Here is a 15,946-nt window from a genome sequence, read left to right as displayed (position 1 = left end):
AGCCAGCTCCCACAGGTGATCTCGATTGTTCTTGGCAACACCAGCAACTCATAAATTTTAAGCGGAGCAGTTATGGTTGATCGGCACGACTACGTGGCCCTTGAATGGGTCAAGGGCGACATTGCCGAAACCCTGAAGCAGGCCCGTTCGGCGCTGGATGCGTTTGTCGAAACCCACGACAGCGACGCCATCGCCGAGTGCCTGGCCGCCATCCACCAAGTGCATGGCGCGCTGCAAATGGTCGAGTTCTACGGTGCGGCGTTGCTCGCCGAAGAAATCGAAGAATTGACCCTGGCCCTGCAAGCCGAGCGCGTCGGCCAGCGCGATGAAAGCATCCGCCTGCTGCAACAAGCCCTCAGCCAATTGCCCTTGTATCTGGACCGCGTACACAGCGCCCGCCGCGACCTGCCGCTGGTGGTGTTGCCGCTGCTCAACGACCTGCGCAGCGCCCGCGGCGAAAGCCTGTTGTCGGAAACCAGTCTGTTCAGCCCACAGCTCTTGTCGATTGCACCGCTGCCCGACGAAGCCCTGGCCCAGCGCGCAGTGCCAGAACTGCACGAACAATTGCACCAGTGGCACAAATTGCTCCAACAAGCCTTGGCTGGCCTGCTGCGCGAAGACCATGGCCCGAGCAACCTGGAAGACATGGCGCGGGTGTTTGCGCGCCTCGAAGCGCTGTGCCAGGGCGCGCCGCTGTTGCCGTTGTGGCAAGTCACCTCGGCGCTGGTCGAAGGCATGCTCACCGGCGTGATCGCCAACAGCCCGGCGCTGCGCAGCCTGCTCAAGGCCAGCGACAAGCAACTCAAGCGCCTGCTGGCCCAGGGCATCGGCGGTATCAACCAGCCGGCGCCCGACGAACTGCTCAAGAGCCTGCTGTTTTATGTGGCCAAGGTCACTCGTCCGACGCCGCGCATGCAAAGTCTCAAGGAACGCTACGGCCTGGATGAGGCCTTGCCCGACAGTGCCGTGGTCGATGCCGAACGGGCGCGGCTGGCGGGACCGGATCGCAATGCCATGGGGTCGGTGCTTGGCGCATTGTGTGAGGAACTGGTGCGGGTCAAGGAGCGCCTCGACTTGTTCGTGCGCAGCGACCGCCAACACACCGACGACCTGGATGCGCTGCTGGCGCCATTGCGGCAGATCGCCGATACCTTGGCCGTGCTGGGTTTCGGCCAGCCGCGCAAGGTGATCATCGACCAGCTCGCCGTGGTGTTGAGCCTGGTGCAAGGTCACCGCGAACCCAACGACGCCGTACTGATGGACGTCGCCGGCGCCTTGCTCTATGTCGAGGCCACGCTGGCCGGCATGGTCGGCACCGTCGAACCGGAAAGCCGCGAAGAAAGCCGCCTGCCCACCACCGACCTGACGCAGATTCATCAACTGGTGATCCGCGAGTCCTGCCAATGCCTGCGCCAAGCCAAAGAGTTGGTGATCGACTGCATTGAAGCCGACTGGGACCGCCAACGCCTGGAATCGCTGCCGGAGCTGCTCAGCCAGGTGCGCGGCGCCTTGGCGATGATTCCACTGCCACGCGCAGCGAGCCTGATGCGGGGTTGCACCGATTACGTCGACGAACAGTTGATGGTCAACGACGCGCCGCCGACCCAGGCGCAGTTGGCGCATTTCGCCGACGTGATCAGCAGCCTTGAGTATTACCTGGAACGCATGCTCCAGGACCCTGACGCCGCTGGTGAACGCGTGCTGGAACTGGCCACCCAAGGCTTGGCCGCGCTCGGTTACCTGCCCGCCGAAAAGCCCTGGCGTCAGGCGCTGGTTGCGCCGGATGGCGCATTGTCGGCCGACAGCACGCCGAGCCAGTCCCAGTTCGATGCCTTGGCCAGCCCGATCACGCGCCTGAACCCGCCGGCGCTGCATCGCCCCGGCAGTTTGCTGCCGCCGCCGGCCGATGAAGAACCTATCGACGATGAGCTGCGCGAAGTCTTCCTCGAAGAAACCGACGAAGTCCTCGACGTGCTGCACCGGAACCTGCCCAACAGCGCCGACAAAACTGCTCAAGGCGAAATGCGCCGGGCTTTTCACACGCTCAAAGGCAGCGGCCGCATGGTCCGTGCCCTGGTGCTGGCCGAACTGGCCTGGGCGGTGGAAAACCTGCTCAATCGCGTGCTCGAACGCAGCGTGGCCCTCAGCTCCGATGTGCAACACGTACTGGATGAAGCGGTGGCCCTGCTGCCCGAATTGATCGCCGACTTCGCCACCGACGACCAACACCAGCGCGATGAAGTCGACGCCCTGGCCGCCCGTGCCCATGCCCTAGCCAGTGGCACTGCAACAGCCACCGCCGAGCCGCACGACCCAATGCTGCTGGAGATCTTCCGCAACGAAGCCCAGAGCCACCTGGAGAGCATCAACCGCTTCCTGCAACAGGCCGCCGAGCATGTGCCGCTGCAAGTCAGCGATGAGCTGCAACGTGCCCTGCACACCCTCAAAGGCAGTGCCTACATGGCCGGTGTGCTGCCGATTGCCGAACTGGCGCGGCCGCTGGATCACCTGACCCGCGAATACAAGGCCCACCGCCTGCCGCTGGACCTGGACGAAGTGGAGCTGTTGCTGGAAGCCGAAGGCTTGTTCCAGCGCGGCCTGCACCAACTGGACAGTGACCCGCTGGTGCCAATCAAGGGCGCGCCGGACCTGATCAGCCGCACTCAAAGCCTGCTCGACCAACAACTGCAAGCCTTGCTCGACGCGCCGAACACGGGCCTGCGTATCAAACGCGACCCGCAGTTGATCGCCAACTTCCTGGCCCAAGGCATGGACATTCTGCTCGACGCCGAAAGCCTGTTGCGCCGCTGGCAGCAGCACCCCGGTGAGCGTCAGGAACTCACCGCACTGCTGGACGAGTTGACCACCTTGGGCGAGGGCGCGCATATCGCCGACCTGCACAGCATCGACGAACTCTGTGAAGCTTTGCTTGACCTGTACGGGGCGGTGGAGGAGAGCAGCCTGGCGGTCAGCGAGCGGTTTTTCCAAGAAGCCGAACAGGCCCATGACGCGCTGATCAACATGCTCGACCAGTTGGCTGCGGGGCAGGAAATCAGCCCGGCGCCGGCGCGGGTGCAGGCCCTGCGCGAATTGCTCGATGAAGCCCTCGACCCGTCGGCCACCGGCCTGATCAAAAGCGACGGCAGCCGTGCCCTCAGCATCGCTGAATTGGGCGCGGCCACGGCGCAGTTGAACCAGGACACGGCAATGGACGATGAGATCGTCGAGATTTTCCTCGAAGAAGCCGTGGACATCCTCGACAGCGCCGGCCAGTCGCTCAAACGTTGGCTGCTGGAGCCCGGCAGCGCAGCGCCGTTGTCTTCGTTGCAGCGCGACTTGCACACCCTCAAGGGTGGCGCGCGCATGGCCGAAATCGGCCCGATTGGCGACCTGGCCCATGAGCTGGAAGGCCTCTACGAAGGCCTGGTAGACCGCCGTTACAGCTACTCCACCGAGTTGTCCCAAGTGTTGATGGCCAGTCACGAGCGGCTGGCCTTGCAACTGGATCAACTGCAAGACCAGCAACCGCTGAGTGACTCCAGCGACTTGATCGCGCAACTGCGCGAGTTGCGTCACAGCAGCACGCCCGCAGCCGCGGCCACAGCACCCGAAGTGGCGACCGCCGACCCCGAGTTGCTGGAAATTTTCCTCGAAGAAGCCGCCGATATTCTCGACAGCTCCGGCAGCGCGCTGGTGCGTTGGCAGGCCGAGCCGAACAATCGCCAGGAAGTGGAAACCCTGCTGCGCGACCTGCACACCCTCAAGGGCGGTGCGCGCATGGTCGAGATCGGGCCGATTGGCGATCTGGCCCATGAGCTGGAGTTTCTCTACGAAGGGCTGTCCGCTGGTTTGCTCGCGCCGTCGCCGGAACTGTTTTCGCTGCTGCAAGGTTGCCACGACCGCTTGGCGCAGATGATCGACGCGGTGGCAGACGGTTTACCGGTGGGCTCGGTGGACAAGCTGATCGAGCGGATCAAGAGCCTGGTACACCCGAGCGATGAGCCGCTGGCGCCGGTTGCACTGCCCGCCGGTAAGGCCGAAGCGGCTATGGACCCGGCTGCGGACATGGTGAAAATCTCCGCCGACTTGCTCGATGACCTGGTCAACCTGGCCGGTGAAACCTCGATTTTCCGGGGGCGCATCGAGCAGCAGGTCAACGATGCGCGCACGGCCCTCAGCGAGGTCGAAACCACTATCGAGCGCATGCGCGACCAACTGCGCCGCCTCGACAGCGAAACCCAGGGTCGTATCCTCAGCCGCCAGCAAGCCGAGGCCGAGCGCCTGGGTTATGAAGAGTTTGACCCGCTGGAAATGGACCGCCATTCGCAGTTGCAGCAACTGTCCCGTGCGCTGTCCGAGTCCGCTTCCGACCTGCTGGACCTCAAGGAAACCCTCGACCGCCGCAACCAGGATGCGCACAACCTGTTGCAGCAACAGGCGCGCATCAACACCGAGTTGCAAGAAGGCCTGATGCGCACGCGCATGGTGCCGTTTGAGCGCATGCTGCCGCGCCTCAAGCGCATCGTGCGGCAGGTGGCAGAGGAATTGGGCAAGGACGTGGAGTTCGTGGTTGGCAATGCCGAAGGCGAGATGGACCGCAACGTGCTCGAACGCATGGTCGCGCCGCTGGAACACATGCTGCGCAACGCCGTCGACCATGGCCTGGAGTCGCGCGAAGCACGTGTGCTGGCGGGCAAACCGGAAAAGGGTCGTATCACCCTGGACCTGACCCACGAAGGCGGCGATATCGTGTTCGATATGCGCGACGACGGCGCCGGCGTGCCGCTGGACGCAGTGCGGCGCAAGGCGATCAAGCGCGGCCTGCTCGACCCCCATCAAGAGATCAGCGACCGCGACGTGTTGCAGTTTATCCTGCAGCCGGGTTTTTCGACGGCGGAAAAGATCACCCAGATATCCGGACGCGGCGTGGGCATGGACGTGGTGCACGAAGAAGTGCGCCAGCTTGGCGGCTCGATGGTGATTGACTCCACGCCCGGTGCGGGCGTGCACTTTCGCATTCGCCTGCCGTTTACCGTGTCGGTTAACCGGGCGCTGATGGTGCAGTGCGCGGACGATCAATATGCGATCCCGCTCAACACCATTGAAGGCGTGGTGCGTGTGCTGCCCCACGAGTTGGCTGGGCACTATCAGCAAGACCCGCCGCGCTATGAATATGGCGGCCAGCGTTATGAGTTGTTCTACCTTGGCGACCTGCTGCATACCGTCAGCCGCCCGAAATTGCTCGGCCAATACCAGCCCGTGCCGGTGCTGCTGGTGCAATGCAACGAGCGGCGCGTGGCGGTGCATGTGGATGCCATGGCCGGTACTCGGGAGATTGTAGTGAAGGGCCTGGGGCCGCAGTTCGCGGGCGTGCAGGGGCTGTCCGGCGCGACCATCCTGGGTGATGGCCGCGTGGTGCTGATCATCGATCTGCTTGCGCACATCCGGGCACGTCAACCCGTGTCGCCGGCCCAGGCGGTTGACGCGCCGCTGATCCTCAACGACCCGCTGAAAAAACGCCCGCTGCTGGTGCTGGTGGTGGACGATTCGGTCACCGTGCGCAAAGTTACCAGCCGCCTGTTGGAGCGCAACGGCATGAACGTGCTCACCGCCAAAGACGGCATCGACGCCATCGCCGTACTCGAAGAGCACACCCCGGACCTGATGCTGCTCGACATCGAAATGCCGCGCATGGACGGCTTCGAGGTGGCGATTCAGGTGCGCAACGACCCGCGCCTGATGCGCCTGCCGATCATCATGATCACCTCGCGCACCGGCCAGAAACACCGCGACCGCGCCATGGCCATCGGCGTCAACGACTACCTCGGCAAGCCGTACCAGGAGTCGGTGCTGCTGGAAAGCATCGCCTACTGGAGCAAGTCCCATGCTTGACCACCGCACCAGCCAACTCACTGGCCTGTTGTTGCCCTTGGCTGACCGCCATCTGCTGCTGCCCAATGTGGCCGTGGCCGAGCTGATCGACTTCCAGCGCGGCGAACCGGCCAGCGATGCGCCGCCGTGGTACCTGCGGCAAGTGACCTGGCGTGACCGGCAAATACCCCTGATCAGCTTTGAAGCGGTGTGCGGCGAGGCGATCTTGACCGCCGAGCGCTCGCGCATCGTGGTGCTGAATGCGCTGGGCGGGCGGCCGACGTTGAAGTTTATTGCGCTGGTGATCCAGGGCATTCCCCGCTCGTACAAGCTCGACAGCGAATTGAGCTACGTGGACGTGCCACTCTGCCCGCTGGAACTCGCGGCCGTGCAGGTGGGCGAGCACGTGGCGAAGGTGCCGGATTTGATGGGGTTGGAAGCGTTGTTGGTCGAGTCCGGCCTGGCCTGACGGCGATGATCGTTCCCACGCTCCGCGTGGGCATGCATCCCGTGACGCTGGTCTTGAGTCTTGTGCTGCCTGGCGGGACGCGGAGCGTCCCAGGCGGCATTCCCACGCAGAGCGTGGGAACGATCCAAATGGCAGAGCTGAGTCAGCTGTTGGTCGACAGAGCACTGGAACACGTCAGCCCTGCCTGAGTAGTCCCAAAAGGGGACCGCTATCTAACTAGCATCACCGAACACATGTGGGAGCTGGCTTGCCTGCGATAGCAGACTGTCAGCCCACAACTTCATTGCTGACCCACCGCCATCGCAGGCAAGCCAGCTCCCACAGGGGCTCTGTGCGGCAGCCTGAAAGTAGCCGCAGGTCGCGGATTACTTGAGATGATCGTTCCCACGCTCCGCGTGGGCATGCATCCCGTGACGCTCCGCGTAACCCTTGCGCTGGTCTTGAGTCTTGTGCTGCCTGGCGGGACGCGGAGCGTCCCAGGCGGCATTCCCACGCAGAGCGTGGGAACGATCCAAATGGCAGAGCTGAGTCAGCTGTTGGTCGACAGAGCACTGGAACACGTCAGCCCTGCCTGAGTAGTCCCAAAAGGGGACTGCTATCTAACTAGCATCACCGAACACATGTGGGAGCTGGCTTGCCTGCGATAGCAGACTGTCAGCCGACACCTTCGTAGCTGACCCACCGCCATCGCAGGCAAGCCAGCTCCCACAGGGGCTCTGTGCGGCAGCCTGAAAGTAGCCGCAGGTCGGGGATGACTTGATCGTTCCCAAAAAGGGACCTATCGTTCCCTTTTTGGGACTCTTTGGCCGCTGCCATGCAAACCTTGCCGCTTAGCACCGCACTCTTCACCAACACCCAGCAAAAAGTGCTGGGCCTGCTGTTCGGCAAGCCTGGTCAAAGTTTCTACACCAATGAAATCGCACGCTCGGCTCAAGTGGGCAAAGGCAGCCTCACCCGCGAGCTGGAGCGTTTGCAGTTGGCGGGCATCTTGAGCATGACGCGCCAAGGCAATCAGACCCACTACCAGGCCAACCCCCAATGCCCGATTTACTCGGAGTTGTTGGCCATCGTGCGCAAAACCCTCAGTCTGGACGAACCCTTGCGCAATGCATTGGCACCGTTCGCGGAGCAGATAACCTGGGCCTTTATCTACGGCTCCATCGCCAAGGGCGAGGCGCACTCATCCAGTGACATAGATCTGATGCTGATCGGCCAAAGCCTCAACTACAGTGAAGTCATGGAACAGCTCATGCCGCTGGAAGAGCAACTGGGCCGCACCATCAACCCGACGCTTTACACCCCTGACGACTGGACCAGCAAATGGAATGCCGGGAACAGTTTTGTGCAGCGGGTCGTGCAGCAGGACAAGATCAATCTGATGGGGGGCAACCCTCAGGAGTCCATGGATGGACAGCAAGGCAAACCTGGAGAACCTGCAACGTAGCGGTGGCTTGAAGGCTGAGCCGCCGGATCGCAAAGAGTGTGATGGGCTGATGCGCTCGGCGCGAGATCGGTTGAGGGATGCAGGTAACCCGCAATTAGCCTTCGCCAGTCGTTTCGACTTGGCATACAACGCCGCCCACGCTATCTCGCTCACAGCTCTGCGCCTGCGCGGTTATCGCTCGGACAAACGCTATTTGGTTTTTCAATGCCTGATCCACACCGTCGACGCGAACAAGGTGCAGGTGAGGTTATTGGCGCTGTGTCATGAGCGCCGCAACCTGGCGGAATATGAAGGATATATGGATGAGGATGAGGCGTTGCTTGGACAGTTGATGGACGGCGCGACGATGCTGCTGGGCAAAGTGGAAGAAGTGTTGGCTATTCATCGGTGGGAATGACGCGAGTCCTCGCAGCACCGTCAATCCAATGTGGGAGCTGGCTTGACTAAAAATTGTTTTTGATGACCGTATCTTTTCGCCGTTTCGGATCTGCTAATGATGCGGATTGACCGCTCACATGTCGGAATGGGATGGAGTTGCTGTAGGTCAGTTCTGCATTTGGATTAAGCGGGTTTTCAGGCCTGAGGGGAGTGGCTAGTTTCTGAGCTCCTCACTGCCAGCAAGGATCCGCAAATGGCTGTTCCGCTAATGCCGCCGGGTGTTTCAATTTTTGAAAACATGGCGATTTCTCGATGTAAACGCACCCACCTAAAACCCGGCTCGGCATTCGCCTACTCATGGTTTTACTCTCAGGTTCGGGCAGCCGGACCTTGGAACTACAAGAAGAGAGGGAGCGAGTACGAAGCGTTTGGTAACTTCAATTACGGTGCTACGGGTACGGTGTTGGGCATTCCCGAGCATGTGTTGCTGCGGGCTGCCGGCGTGGCGCAAACCGTTGCAAAAACGACACTCCCGGATTTCGATACATGGTGGGGCTGTGAGCCTTTTGGTGATGATCCACGGGACCAATATTGGATAAGAAGAGGGATTGAATATGCAATTTCCCAAGGCCACTAAACGCCTCGGACCGTTACTGCGCAATTGCCTGCTCATCGTCTGCCTTCTCTATATCGGCGCCAGTTGGATCATGTCTGCCGGAACACCGGATCTGGATGAAGTGGTGTTGAAGCATTCCTTGGGCAACGGTACCTCCATCTATGGTGCTCGAGACGGTCAGGGTGGAGCGACGGTGGGTTTTTCCTATAGGTACTTCGTCCATGAGGATTTGGGGAGTGATAAGGAAATACTCGCTGCATTGGTGTCTGCTCATCCTTTTCTGAAAACAAAGAAACCTGATGTTCAGGTGAGTGATGAGGGAAGCGCTCTACTTCTTCATATTCAAGGAGAGGTCTACGAGTACCACAGCTTTGCCCTGGAAGGCTTGGGGTCGGTCAAGGTGGTGATGGCGCTTTGAGGAGGCAGCCTTCGGAATTTTCCTGCAAGATTTCGAGCTGTGCATGAACTTGTTGTGGGTAGTCATGGCGGCTAGTCTTCGTCCCGTCATCGAAAAACGGTGACACGGACGTGCAAGTCCGACGAAACTGTTTAGGCGTACAAACGCCCAGCCAACCACGGGCGTTTTTTGTGCTTGCTGCTTTATGGCGGCTGCGCGCAGGAGGTCTTCGGACCTGCTGGGTGTCCTAAACAGGCCCGGTCTTGCACACCTGCGCACGGTCGCCACCCTCATTCGCGTGCAAGCGAACGGTGGTGCTCCTTACTAACTGTTTAGGAGCTTCATCATGATCAAACCTACCCCAAATCCGCCCCTCTTCACCGTAAACCCCCACCAAAACACCGAAGCTCTGCTGGCCAACGCCAGTGAAACCCTGTGCTCCCTCAACGCACTGACCTGCAACTTGGCCTTCGACCTGGACCCGGCCCAGCGTGCGAGCATGTTGGCGATCCAGCAAATGGCAGAGCTGAGTCAACTGTTGGTCGATAGAGCACTGGAACAAGTCAGCCCTGCTTAAGCGGTCCCTGATTGGAACCGCTATCTAACACACACCACCGAACACATGTGGGAGCTGGCTTGCCTGCGATAGCGGACTGTCAGCCCACAACTTCATTGCTGACCCACCGCTATCGCAGGCAAGCCAGCTCCCACCTTTGATTTTCATTTGGCTTGAATCCAGCATTCACTGATGTTCCGTTACTCCAGCCGTAACGATCCACCGCCGGGCTTGATTGATGCCCCCCACATTCACTCCTAAGGTACAGCCCACGACAGCAAACCCCGTGGAGCGACCATGACAACAACCATCACCCCCGATTCGCGCTGGACGCGGCGGCGCGACGAGAAGCAGCGGCGGCTCGGGCTGGTCAAAAAGTACGCAGACGGGGCAGTGTTGCCCAGTGACAAAATCGTCGAGGCGTTGGAAGCGCTGATCCTTCCCGGTGACCGGGTGGTGCTGGAGGGCAATAACCAGAAGCAAGCCGATTTTCTCTCGCGCTCACTGGCCAAGGCCGACCCGACCAAGCTCCACGATTTGCACATGATCATGCCCAGTGTCGGCCGTTCCGAGCACCTGGACCTGTTTGAAAAGGGCATCGCGCGCAAGCTGGATTTCTCCTTCGCCGGCACCCAGTCCCTGCGCATCAGCCAGTTGCTCGAAGATGGCCTGCTGGAAATCGGCGCGATCCACACCTACATCGAACTCTACGCACGGCTGGTGGTTGACCTGATCCCCAACGTGGTGCTTTCGGCCGGTTTCATGGCCGACCGCGCCGGCAATATCTACACCGGCGCCAGTACCGAAGACACTCCGGCGCTGATCGAACCCGCTGCGTTCAGCGATGGCATCGTCATCGTGCAGGTCAACCAGTTGGTCGACGATGTCACTGACTTGCCCCGTGTCGACATCCCGGCGAGCTGGGTGGATTTTGTGGTGGTGGCCGACAAGCCGTTCTACATCGAACCGCTGTTTACCCGCGACCCGCGTCATATCAAGCCGGTGCATGTGCTGATGGCGATGATGGCGATCCGTGGCATCTACGAAAAACACAATGTGCAGTCGCTCAACCACGGCATTGGTTTCAACACCGCCGCCATTGAGTTGATCCTGCCGACCTACGGTGAGTCCCTGGGCCTCAAGGGCAAGATCTGCCGCAACTGGACCCTCAACCCGCACCCAACCCTGATCCCCGCGATTGAAAGCGGCTGGGTGGAAAGCGTGCATTGCTTCGGCACCGAACTGGGCATGGAAAACTACATCGCCGCCCGCCCGGATGTGTTCTTCACCGGCCGCGACGGCTCGATGCGCTCCAACCGGATGTTCTGCCAACTGGCTGGCCAATACGCGGTGGACCTGTTTATCGGCGCCACGCTGCAAGTGGATGGCGACGGGCATTCCAGCACCGTGACCCGTGGCCGTCTCGCTGGTTTTGGTGGCGCGCCGAACATGGGCCACGACCCACGCGGCCGCCGTCACGGTACGCCTGCCTGGCTCGATATGCGCCACGACGACGCGCCGGAGGCCTTGCTGGAACGCGGCAAAAAGCTCGTGGTGCAAATGGTCGAGACCTTCCAGGAAGGTGGCAAACCCACCTTCGTCGAAACCCTCGACGCCGTGGAAGTCGCGCGCAAAAGCGGCATGCCGCTGGCGCCGATCATGATCTACGGCGACGACGTCACTCACCTGCTCACCGAAGAAGGCATCGCCTATTTGTATAAGGCACGCTCGCTGGAAGAGCGCCAGGCGATGATCGCCGCCGTTGCAGGCGTCACCGCCATCGGCATGCGCCACAACCCCAAGGACACTGCGCGCATGCGCCGCGAAGGCTTGATCGCCTTGCCCGAAGACTTGGGGATTCGCCGCACCGACGCCACCCGCGAGCTGTTGGCAGCGAAGAGCGTGGCTGACCTGGTGGACTGGTCCGGTGGCCTGTATAACCCGCCCGCCAAGTTCAGGAGCTGGTAAATGCGCGCCCTCAAACTGCATGAACTGAGCCTCGCCGATCGCCTGGCGGATATGGCTGTGGATGCCTTGATTGATGAGGCTGACCTGTCACCCAAACCCGCATTGGTAGACCGTCGCGGCAATGGCGCCCATAGCGATTTGCACCTGGGCCTGATGCACGCCTCGGCGCTGTCGTTGTGGCCGATGTTCAAGGAAATGGCCGAAGCGGCGCTTGAGTTCGGTGAAGTGGGTTTGCCCTTGCGCGAAGCCCTCGGGCGTATCGGGCGCGAAGGTGAGCAAGCCATGCTCGCCACCACCCAAGGCGTGAATACCCATCGCGGCGCGATCTGGGCCCTCGGTTTGCTCACTGCCGCAGCGGCTCTGGAGCCACGCGCTGTCACGCTCACCGCCGCCAAACTGGCCTTGCTCACTGACCGCTACGCCCCGCAACCGCTGAGCCATGGCGCGCAAGTCGCGCAACGCTACGGCGCACGCGGTGCCCGTGAAGAAGCGCAATTGGGCTTCCCTGCCGTGGTGCAACGCGGCCTGCCGCAGTTGCACAAAAGCCGCCGGCAAAACGCCGGTGAACAGAATGCGCGCCTGGACGCCTTGCTCGCGATCATGACCGACCTGGCCGACACCTGCGTGCTCTACCGAGCCGGCACCGAAGGCCTGCGCGCCATGCAACGCGGCGCCCAGGCGGTGCTGGACGCTGGCGGTAGCGCAAGCCTCGCCGGGCGCCGCCAACTGCACGACCTTGACCAGCAACTCCTGGCCCTGAATGCCTCCCCCGGCGGCGCCGCCGACCTGTTGGCCGCCTGCCTGTTTATCGACCGCCTCGACGGAGCGTTGTGATGGAAACCTTATCCTTTGAATTCCCCGCCGGGCAGCCGCCCAAAGGCCGTGCGCTGGTGGGTTGCGTCGGCTCCGGCGACCTGGAAGTGTTGCTGGAACCGGGCACGCCCGGCACGCTGACCATTCAAGTGCAGACCTCCGTGAATGGCGCCGAGCAACGCTGGCAGCATCTGTTCGAACGGATCTTCCAGGAGCAGACGCCACCGGCTTTGAAGATTGATATTCACGACTTCGGCGCCACCCCCGGCGTGGTGCGTTTGCGCCTGGAACAGGGTTTCGAGGAGATCGGCCATGACTGATTTACTCAACAAGCACAGCTTCGTCGAACTCGGTGCGCGGCAGCGAGCCAAGGCGTTGCTGGACAGCGGCACTTACCGCGAACTGATCGACCCGTTCCAACGCGTGATGTCGCCCTGGCTCAGCCGCCAAGGCGTGGTGCCGCAAGCGGATGACGGCGTGGTGATCGCTAAAGGCAGCATCGCCGGGTTGCCGGTGGTGATTGCTGCCATTGAAGGCAATTTCCAGGGCGGTAGCCTCGGTGAAGTGGGCGGCGCAAAAATCGCCGGTGCCCTCGAACTGGCGGCTGAAGACAACCGCAACGGTGTTCCGACCCGTGCCGTGCTGCTGCTGGAAACCGGCGGCGTGCGCTTGCAGGAAGCCAACCTCGGTTTGGCTGCGATTGCCGATATCCATGCGGCGATTGTCGACCTGCGCCAGTACCAGCCGGTAGTCGGCGTGGTGGCGGGCAGCGTCGGCTGTTTTGGTGGCATGTCCATCGCCGCCGGGTTGTGCAGTTATCTGGTGGTCACCCGCGAAGCACGCCTGGGCTTGAATGGCCCGCAAGTGATCGAGCAGGAAGCGGGGCTGGAAGAGTACGACTCCCGCGACCGGCCGTTTATCTGGAGCCTTACCGGCGGCGAGCAGCGTTTTAACAGCGGCCTGGCCGACCGTTATGTGGCCGACGATGTGGCGCAGATCCAACAGACCGTCAGCGCCTTGCTGCAACAGGGTTTGCCCGAGCAACAGCGTAGCCGTCAGATCGATTTCTACCTGGCGCGCCTCACTGAGCTGGACGCTGCGCCGCAAATAGATCCCGCGACGGTGTGCGACCTGTATCAAGGAGAACGTCCATGAGAGGCTTGCAGTGGTTCAACGCATTGAGCTCCGGCGCAACGCCTGTCGAAGGGTTGCCCGACTCATTGAAGGTTGCAGACGGCGTAGTGGGTGAACAGGCCGTGCGCTTTATTGCCGTGGTCACCGATGCGCAAAATCGTTTCCCGCGTGCGCGCAACGGCGAAGTCGGTTTACTGGAGGGCTGGGGTCTTGCCAAGGCTGTCGACGAAGCCATCGAGAAGGGCGACAAACGCCCCATCATCGCTATCGTCGATGTGCCGAGCCAAGCCTATGGTCGTCGCGAAGAAGCCCTCGGCATCCATCAGGCCCTGGCCGCCGCCGCCGACAGCTATGCCCGTGCTCGCTTGGCCGGGCACCCGGTGATTGCGCTGCTGGTGGGCAAAGCCATGTCCGGTGCATTCCTTGCTCACGGTTATCAGGCTAACCGCATGATCGCCCTGCGTGACCCTGGCGTGATGGTGCACGCCATGGGCAAGGCCTCGGCGGCGCGGGTGACCTTGCGCAGTGTTGAAGAACTCGAGGTCCTGGCCGCCAGCGTGCCGCCCATGGCCTATGACATTGACAGCTATGCCAGCCTGGGTTTGCTCTCGGAAACCCTGTCGGTCAGCCAGATTGAACAGCCCACGGCGGGCGACGTAGCGCAGGTCAGCGATTGCCTGTTGCAGGCCATTGAAGATATCCACAGCCCGGATCTGAAAGGGCGCCTCGGTGCGAGCAATCGCGCCGCCTCAAGCCACGTACGCCAACTGCTGCGGGAGCAATGGTGAACGCCCACGACTTGCTCTGGGGCATGACCCCGGCGCATCTGCCCGCTGATGCGCCGGCCTGGGTGCTGGAGGTGATCAGCGCCGGTCACCCGGTGGTGGTGCGTCGCGCCACGGTCGAGCCGGGTGACGTGGCTGTGGGTGTGCGCGGGCGCTTGCGTGAGCAGCGCTTTGCGGCGCTGATGCCCCTTGTGGCAGTGCAACGACGCGTGACGCCGCAAGATTTGCGCAGTGTGGTCTCGTCGCGGGATCTACCGGCATTGCGCGCGCTTGATCAACTGCGCCCAGTGCTGGCGCAGCAGGACTGGGGCGTCACCGGCAGTGCAGGGTTCGAGCTGGCCAGCGGCATTGAAGCACTGCATGCCCAAAGCGATCTGGATTTGATGCTGTGCGCACCCGAGCCATTTGAGCGCAACGCCGCACGCAATCTGTTGGCGTTGTTGGACTCGGCCGAATGCGCTGTCGACCTGCAACTGCAAACCCCGTTTGGCGCTGTCGCCTTGCGTGAATGGGCTGGCGAATCACCCCGGGTGCTGCTTAAAACCACCCACGGCGCGCACCTTGTACTCGATCCCTGGCAGGCCGTGGCATGAGCAGCCTTCTGGTATTTCCAGGGCAGGGCGCCCAGCGCACGGGCATGCTGCAAGGGTTGCCTGCCCACGTCCTGGAAGAAGCCAGTGATGCACTGGGCGAAGACGCAAGCCTGCTCGATTCGGCCCAAGCCCTGGCCAGCACGCGTGCCGTGCAACTCTGCCTGTTGATCACCGGTGTGGCCCACGCCCGCCAATTGCAACGCACGCCTGATTACGTGGCGGGCCTGTCCATCGGCGCCTACCCGGCAGCCGTCATCGCTGGTGCGCTGGAGTTTGCCGATGCGGTAAAGCTGGTGAGCCTGCGCGGCGAACTGATGCAAAACGCTTATCCACAAGGCTTTGGCATGACCGCGATTCTCGGCCCGCAGTTATCCACAGTCGAAACGCTGCTGGCTGAAATCCACAGCCCGCAAACCCCGGTGTACCTGGCCAACATCAACGCCGACAACCAGACCGTCATCGCCGGCAGTGACGAAGCCATGCAGCGTGTCGCGCAACGGATCAAAGGCAACGGCGTGGCCAAGCGCCTGGCCGTGAGCGTGCCATCCCATTGCGTGCTGCTGAACGAACCCGCCGAGGCATTGGCGCAGGCGTTTGTAACGCTCAAGGCGCCGCGCATCACCTACCTGAGCAGCACCCGCGCGCGGCCGATCCACAACCCCGAGCAACTGCGCGACGACCTGGCTTTCAACATGTGCCGCATCGTCGACTGGCGCGGCACCGTGCAAAGCGCCTACGAGCGTGGTGTGCGCCTGCAAATCGAATTGCCGCCTGGCGCGGTACTCACCGGCCTGTCCCGCCGTGTCTTCGAGCAAGGCAGCGTAATCGCCTATGAAGGCGCACGCCTGGACACCTTGCAGGCCCTGCTGCAAGAGGAGGAGCGCCGCCACCGATAAAGCACCACCCAAGGCTTTCGAAGCAC

14 protein-coding genes are annotated in these 15,946 nt (G+C 62.0%); all 14 read left to right on the top strand.

Features of this window, described 5'->3' with window-relative positions; genetic code table 11:
• Window positions 1-72: 72 nt before the first annotated feature.
• Complete coding sequence (locus tag GIW48_RS11505; protein ID WP_236460520.1) at window positions 73-5,892, top strand: hybrid sensor histidine kinase/response regulator; 5,820 nt, start codon at window positions 73-75, stop codon at window positions 5,890-5,892.
• Window positions 5,885-6,340, top strand: a complete 456-nt coding sequence (locus GIW48_RS11500) for a chemotaxis protein CheW (protein WP_017139437.1) — start codon at window positions 5,885-5,887, stop codon at window positions 6,338-6,340. Before GIW48_RS11505 ends, GIW48_RS11500 begins: the two co-directional genes overlap by 8 nt.
• Before the next feature lie 814 nt (window positions 6,341-7,154).
• The gene (locus GIW48_RS11495; protein WP_169987570.1) at window positions 7,155-7,784 is read left to right on the top strand and encodes a nucleotidyltransferase domain-containing protein; all 630 of its coding nucleotides are present in this window, start codon (window positions 7,155-7,157) and stop codon (window positions 7,782-7,784) included.
• Window positions 7,747-8,181, top strand: a complete 435-nt coding sequence (locus tag GIW48_RS11490; protein ID WP_169987568.1) for a hypothetical protein — start codon at window positions 7,747-7,749, stop codon at window positions 8,179-8,181. The genes GIW48_RS11495 and GIW48_RS11490 overlap by 38 nt, the downstream gene beginning before the upstream one ends.
• A 234-nt stretch (window positions 8,182-8,415) precedes the next feature.
• The gene (locus tag GIW48_RS11485; protein ID WP_236460521.1) at window positions 8,416-8,799 is read left to right on the top strand and encodes a polymorphic toxin type 44 domain-containing protein; all 384 of its coding nucleotides are present in this window, start codon (window positions 8,416-8,418) and stop codon (window positions 8,797-8,799) included.
• Window positions 8,777-9,196 (top strand): hypothetical protein, encoded by a 420-nt coding sequence (locus GIW48_RS11480; protein WP_219269838.1) that lies wholly within the window; start codon window positions 8,777-8,779, stop codon window positions 9,194-9,196. The genes GIW48_RS11485 and GIW48_RS11480 overlap by 23 nt, the downstream gene beginning before the upstream one ends.
• A 325-nt stretch (window positions 9,197-9,521) precedes the next feature.
• Window positions 9,522-9,752, top strand: a complete 231-nt coding sequence (locus tag GIW48_RS11475) for a DUF6124 family protein (protein ID WP_110620276.1) — start codon at window positions 9,522-9,524, stop codon at window positions 9,750-9,752.
• A 276-nt stretch (window positions 9,753-10,028) separates the two neighbouring features.
• Complete coding sequence (mdcA, locus tag GIW48_RS11470) at window positions 10,029-11,699, top strand: malonate decarboxylase subunit alpha (RefSeq protein ID WP_170036813.1); 1,671 nt, start codon at window positions 10,029-10,031, stop codon at window positions 11,697-11,699.
• The gene (locus GIW48_RS11465) at window positions 11,700-12,533 is read left to right on the top strand and encodes a triphosphoribosyl-dephospho-CoA synthase (RefSeq protein WP_099550345.1); all 834 of its coding nucleotides are present in this window, start codon (window positions 11,700-11,702) and stop codon (window positions 12,531-12,533) included.
• Complete coding sequence (locus tag GIW48_RS11460) at window positions 12,533-12,832, top strand: malonate decarboxylase subunit delta (RefSeq protein ID WP_017139433.1); 300 nt, start codon at window positions 12,533-12,535, stop codon at window positions 12,830-12,832. Before GIW48_RS11465 ends, GIW48_RS11460 begins: the two co-directional genes overlap by 1 nt.
• A complete protein-coding gene (locus GIW48_RS11455; protein WP_236460522.1) occupies window positions 12,825-13,667 on the top strand; it encodes a biotin-independent malonate decarboxylase subunit beta in 843 nt (280 codons plus the stop codon). Before GIW48_RS11460 ends, GIW48_RS11455 begins: the two co-directional genes overlap by 8 nt.
• Window positions 13,664-14,434: a biotin-independent malonate decarboxylase subunit gamma gene (mdcE, locus tag GIW48_RS11450; RefSeq protein WP_236460523.1), complete on the top strand. Its 771-nt coding sequence runs from the start codon at window positions 13,664-13,666 to the stop codon at window positions 14,432-14,434. Before GIW48_RS11455 ends, mdcE begins: the two co-directional genes overlap by 4 nt.
• Window positions 14,428-15,024 (top strand): malonate decarboxylase holo-ACP synthase, encoded by a 597-nt coding sequence (locus GIW48_RS11445; RefSeq protein WP_177033850.1) that lies wholly within the window; start codon window positions 14,428-14,430, stop codon window positions 15,022-15,024. Before mdcE ends, GIW48_RS11445 begins: the two co-directional genes overlap by 7 nt.
• Window positions 15,021-15,920, top strand: coding sequence for a malonate decarboxylase subunit epsilon (mdcH, locus tag GIW48_RS11440; RefSeq protein ID WP_177033851.1), 900 nt, complete (start codon window positions 15,021-15,023; stop codon window positions 15,918-15,920). The genes GIW48_RS11445 and mdcH overlap by 4 nt, the downstream gene beginning before the upstream one ends.
• The last annotated feature ends 26 nt before the right edge of the window (window positions 15,921-15,946 follow it).

It is taken from the genome of Pseudomonas sp. PA-6-3C (assembly GCF_021605825.1).
GTDB lineage: Bacteria > Pseudomonadota > Gammaproteobacteria > Pseudomonadales > Pseudomonadaceae > Aquipseudomonas > Aquipseudomonas edaphica.
This window is presented reverse-complemented; position numbering and strand designations above follow the sequence as displayed.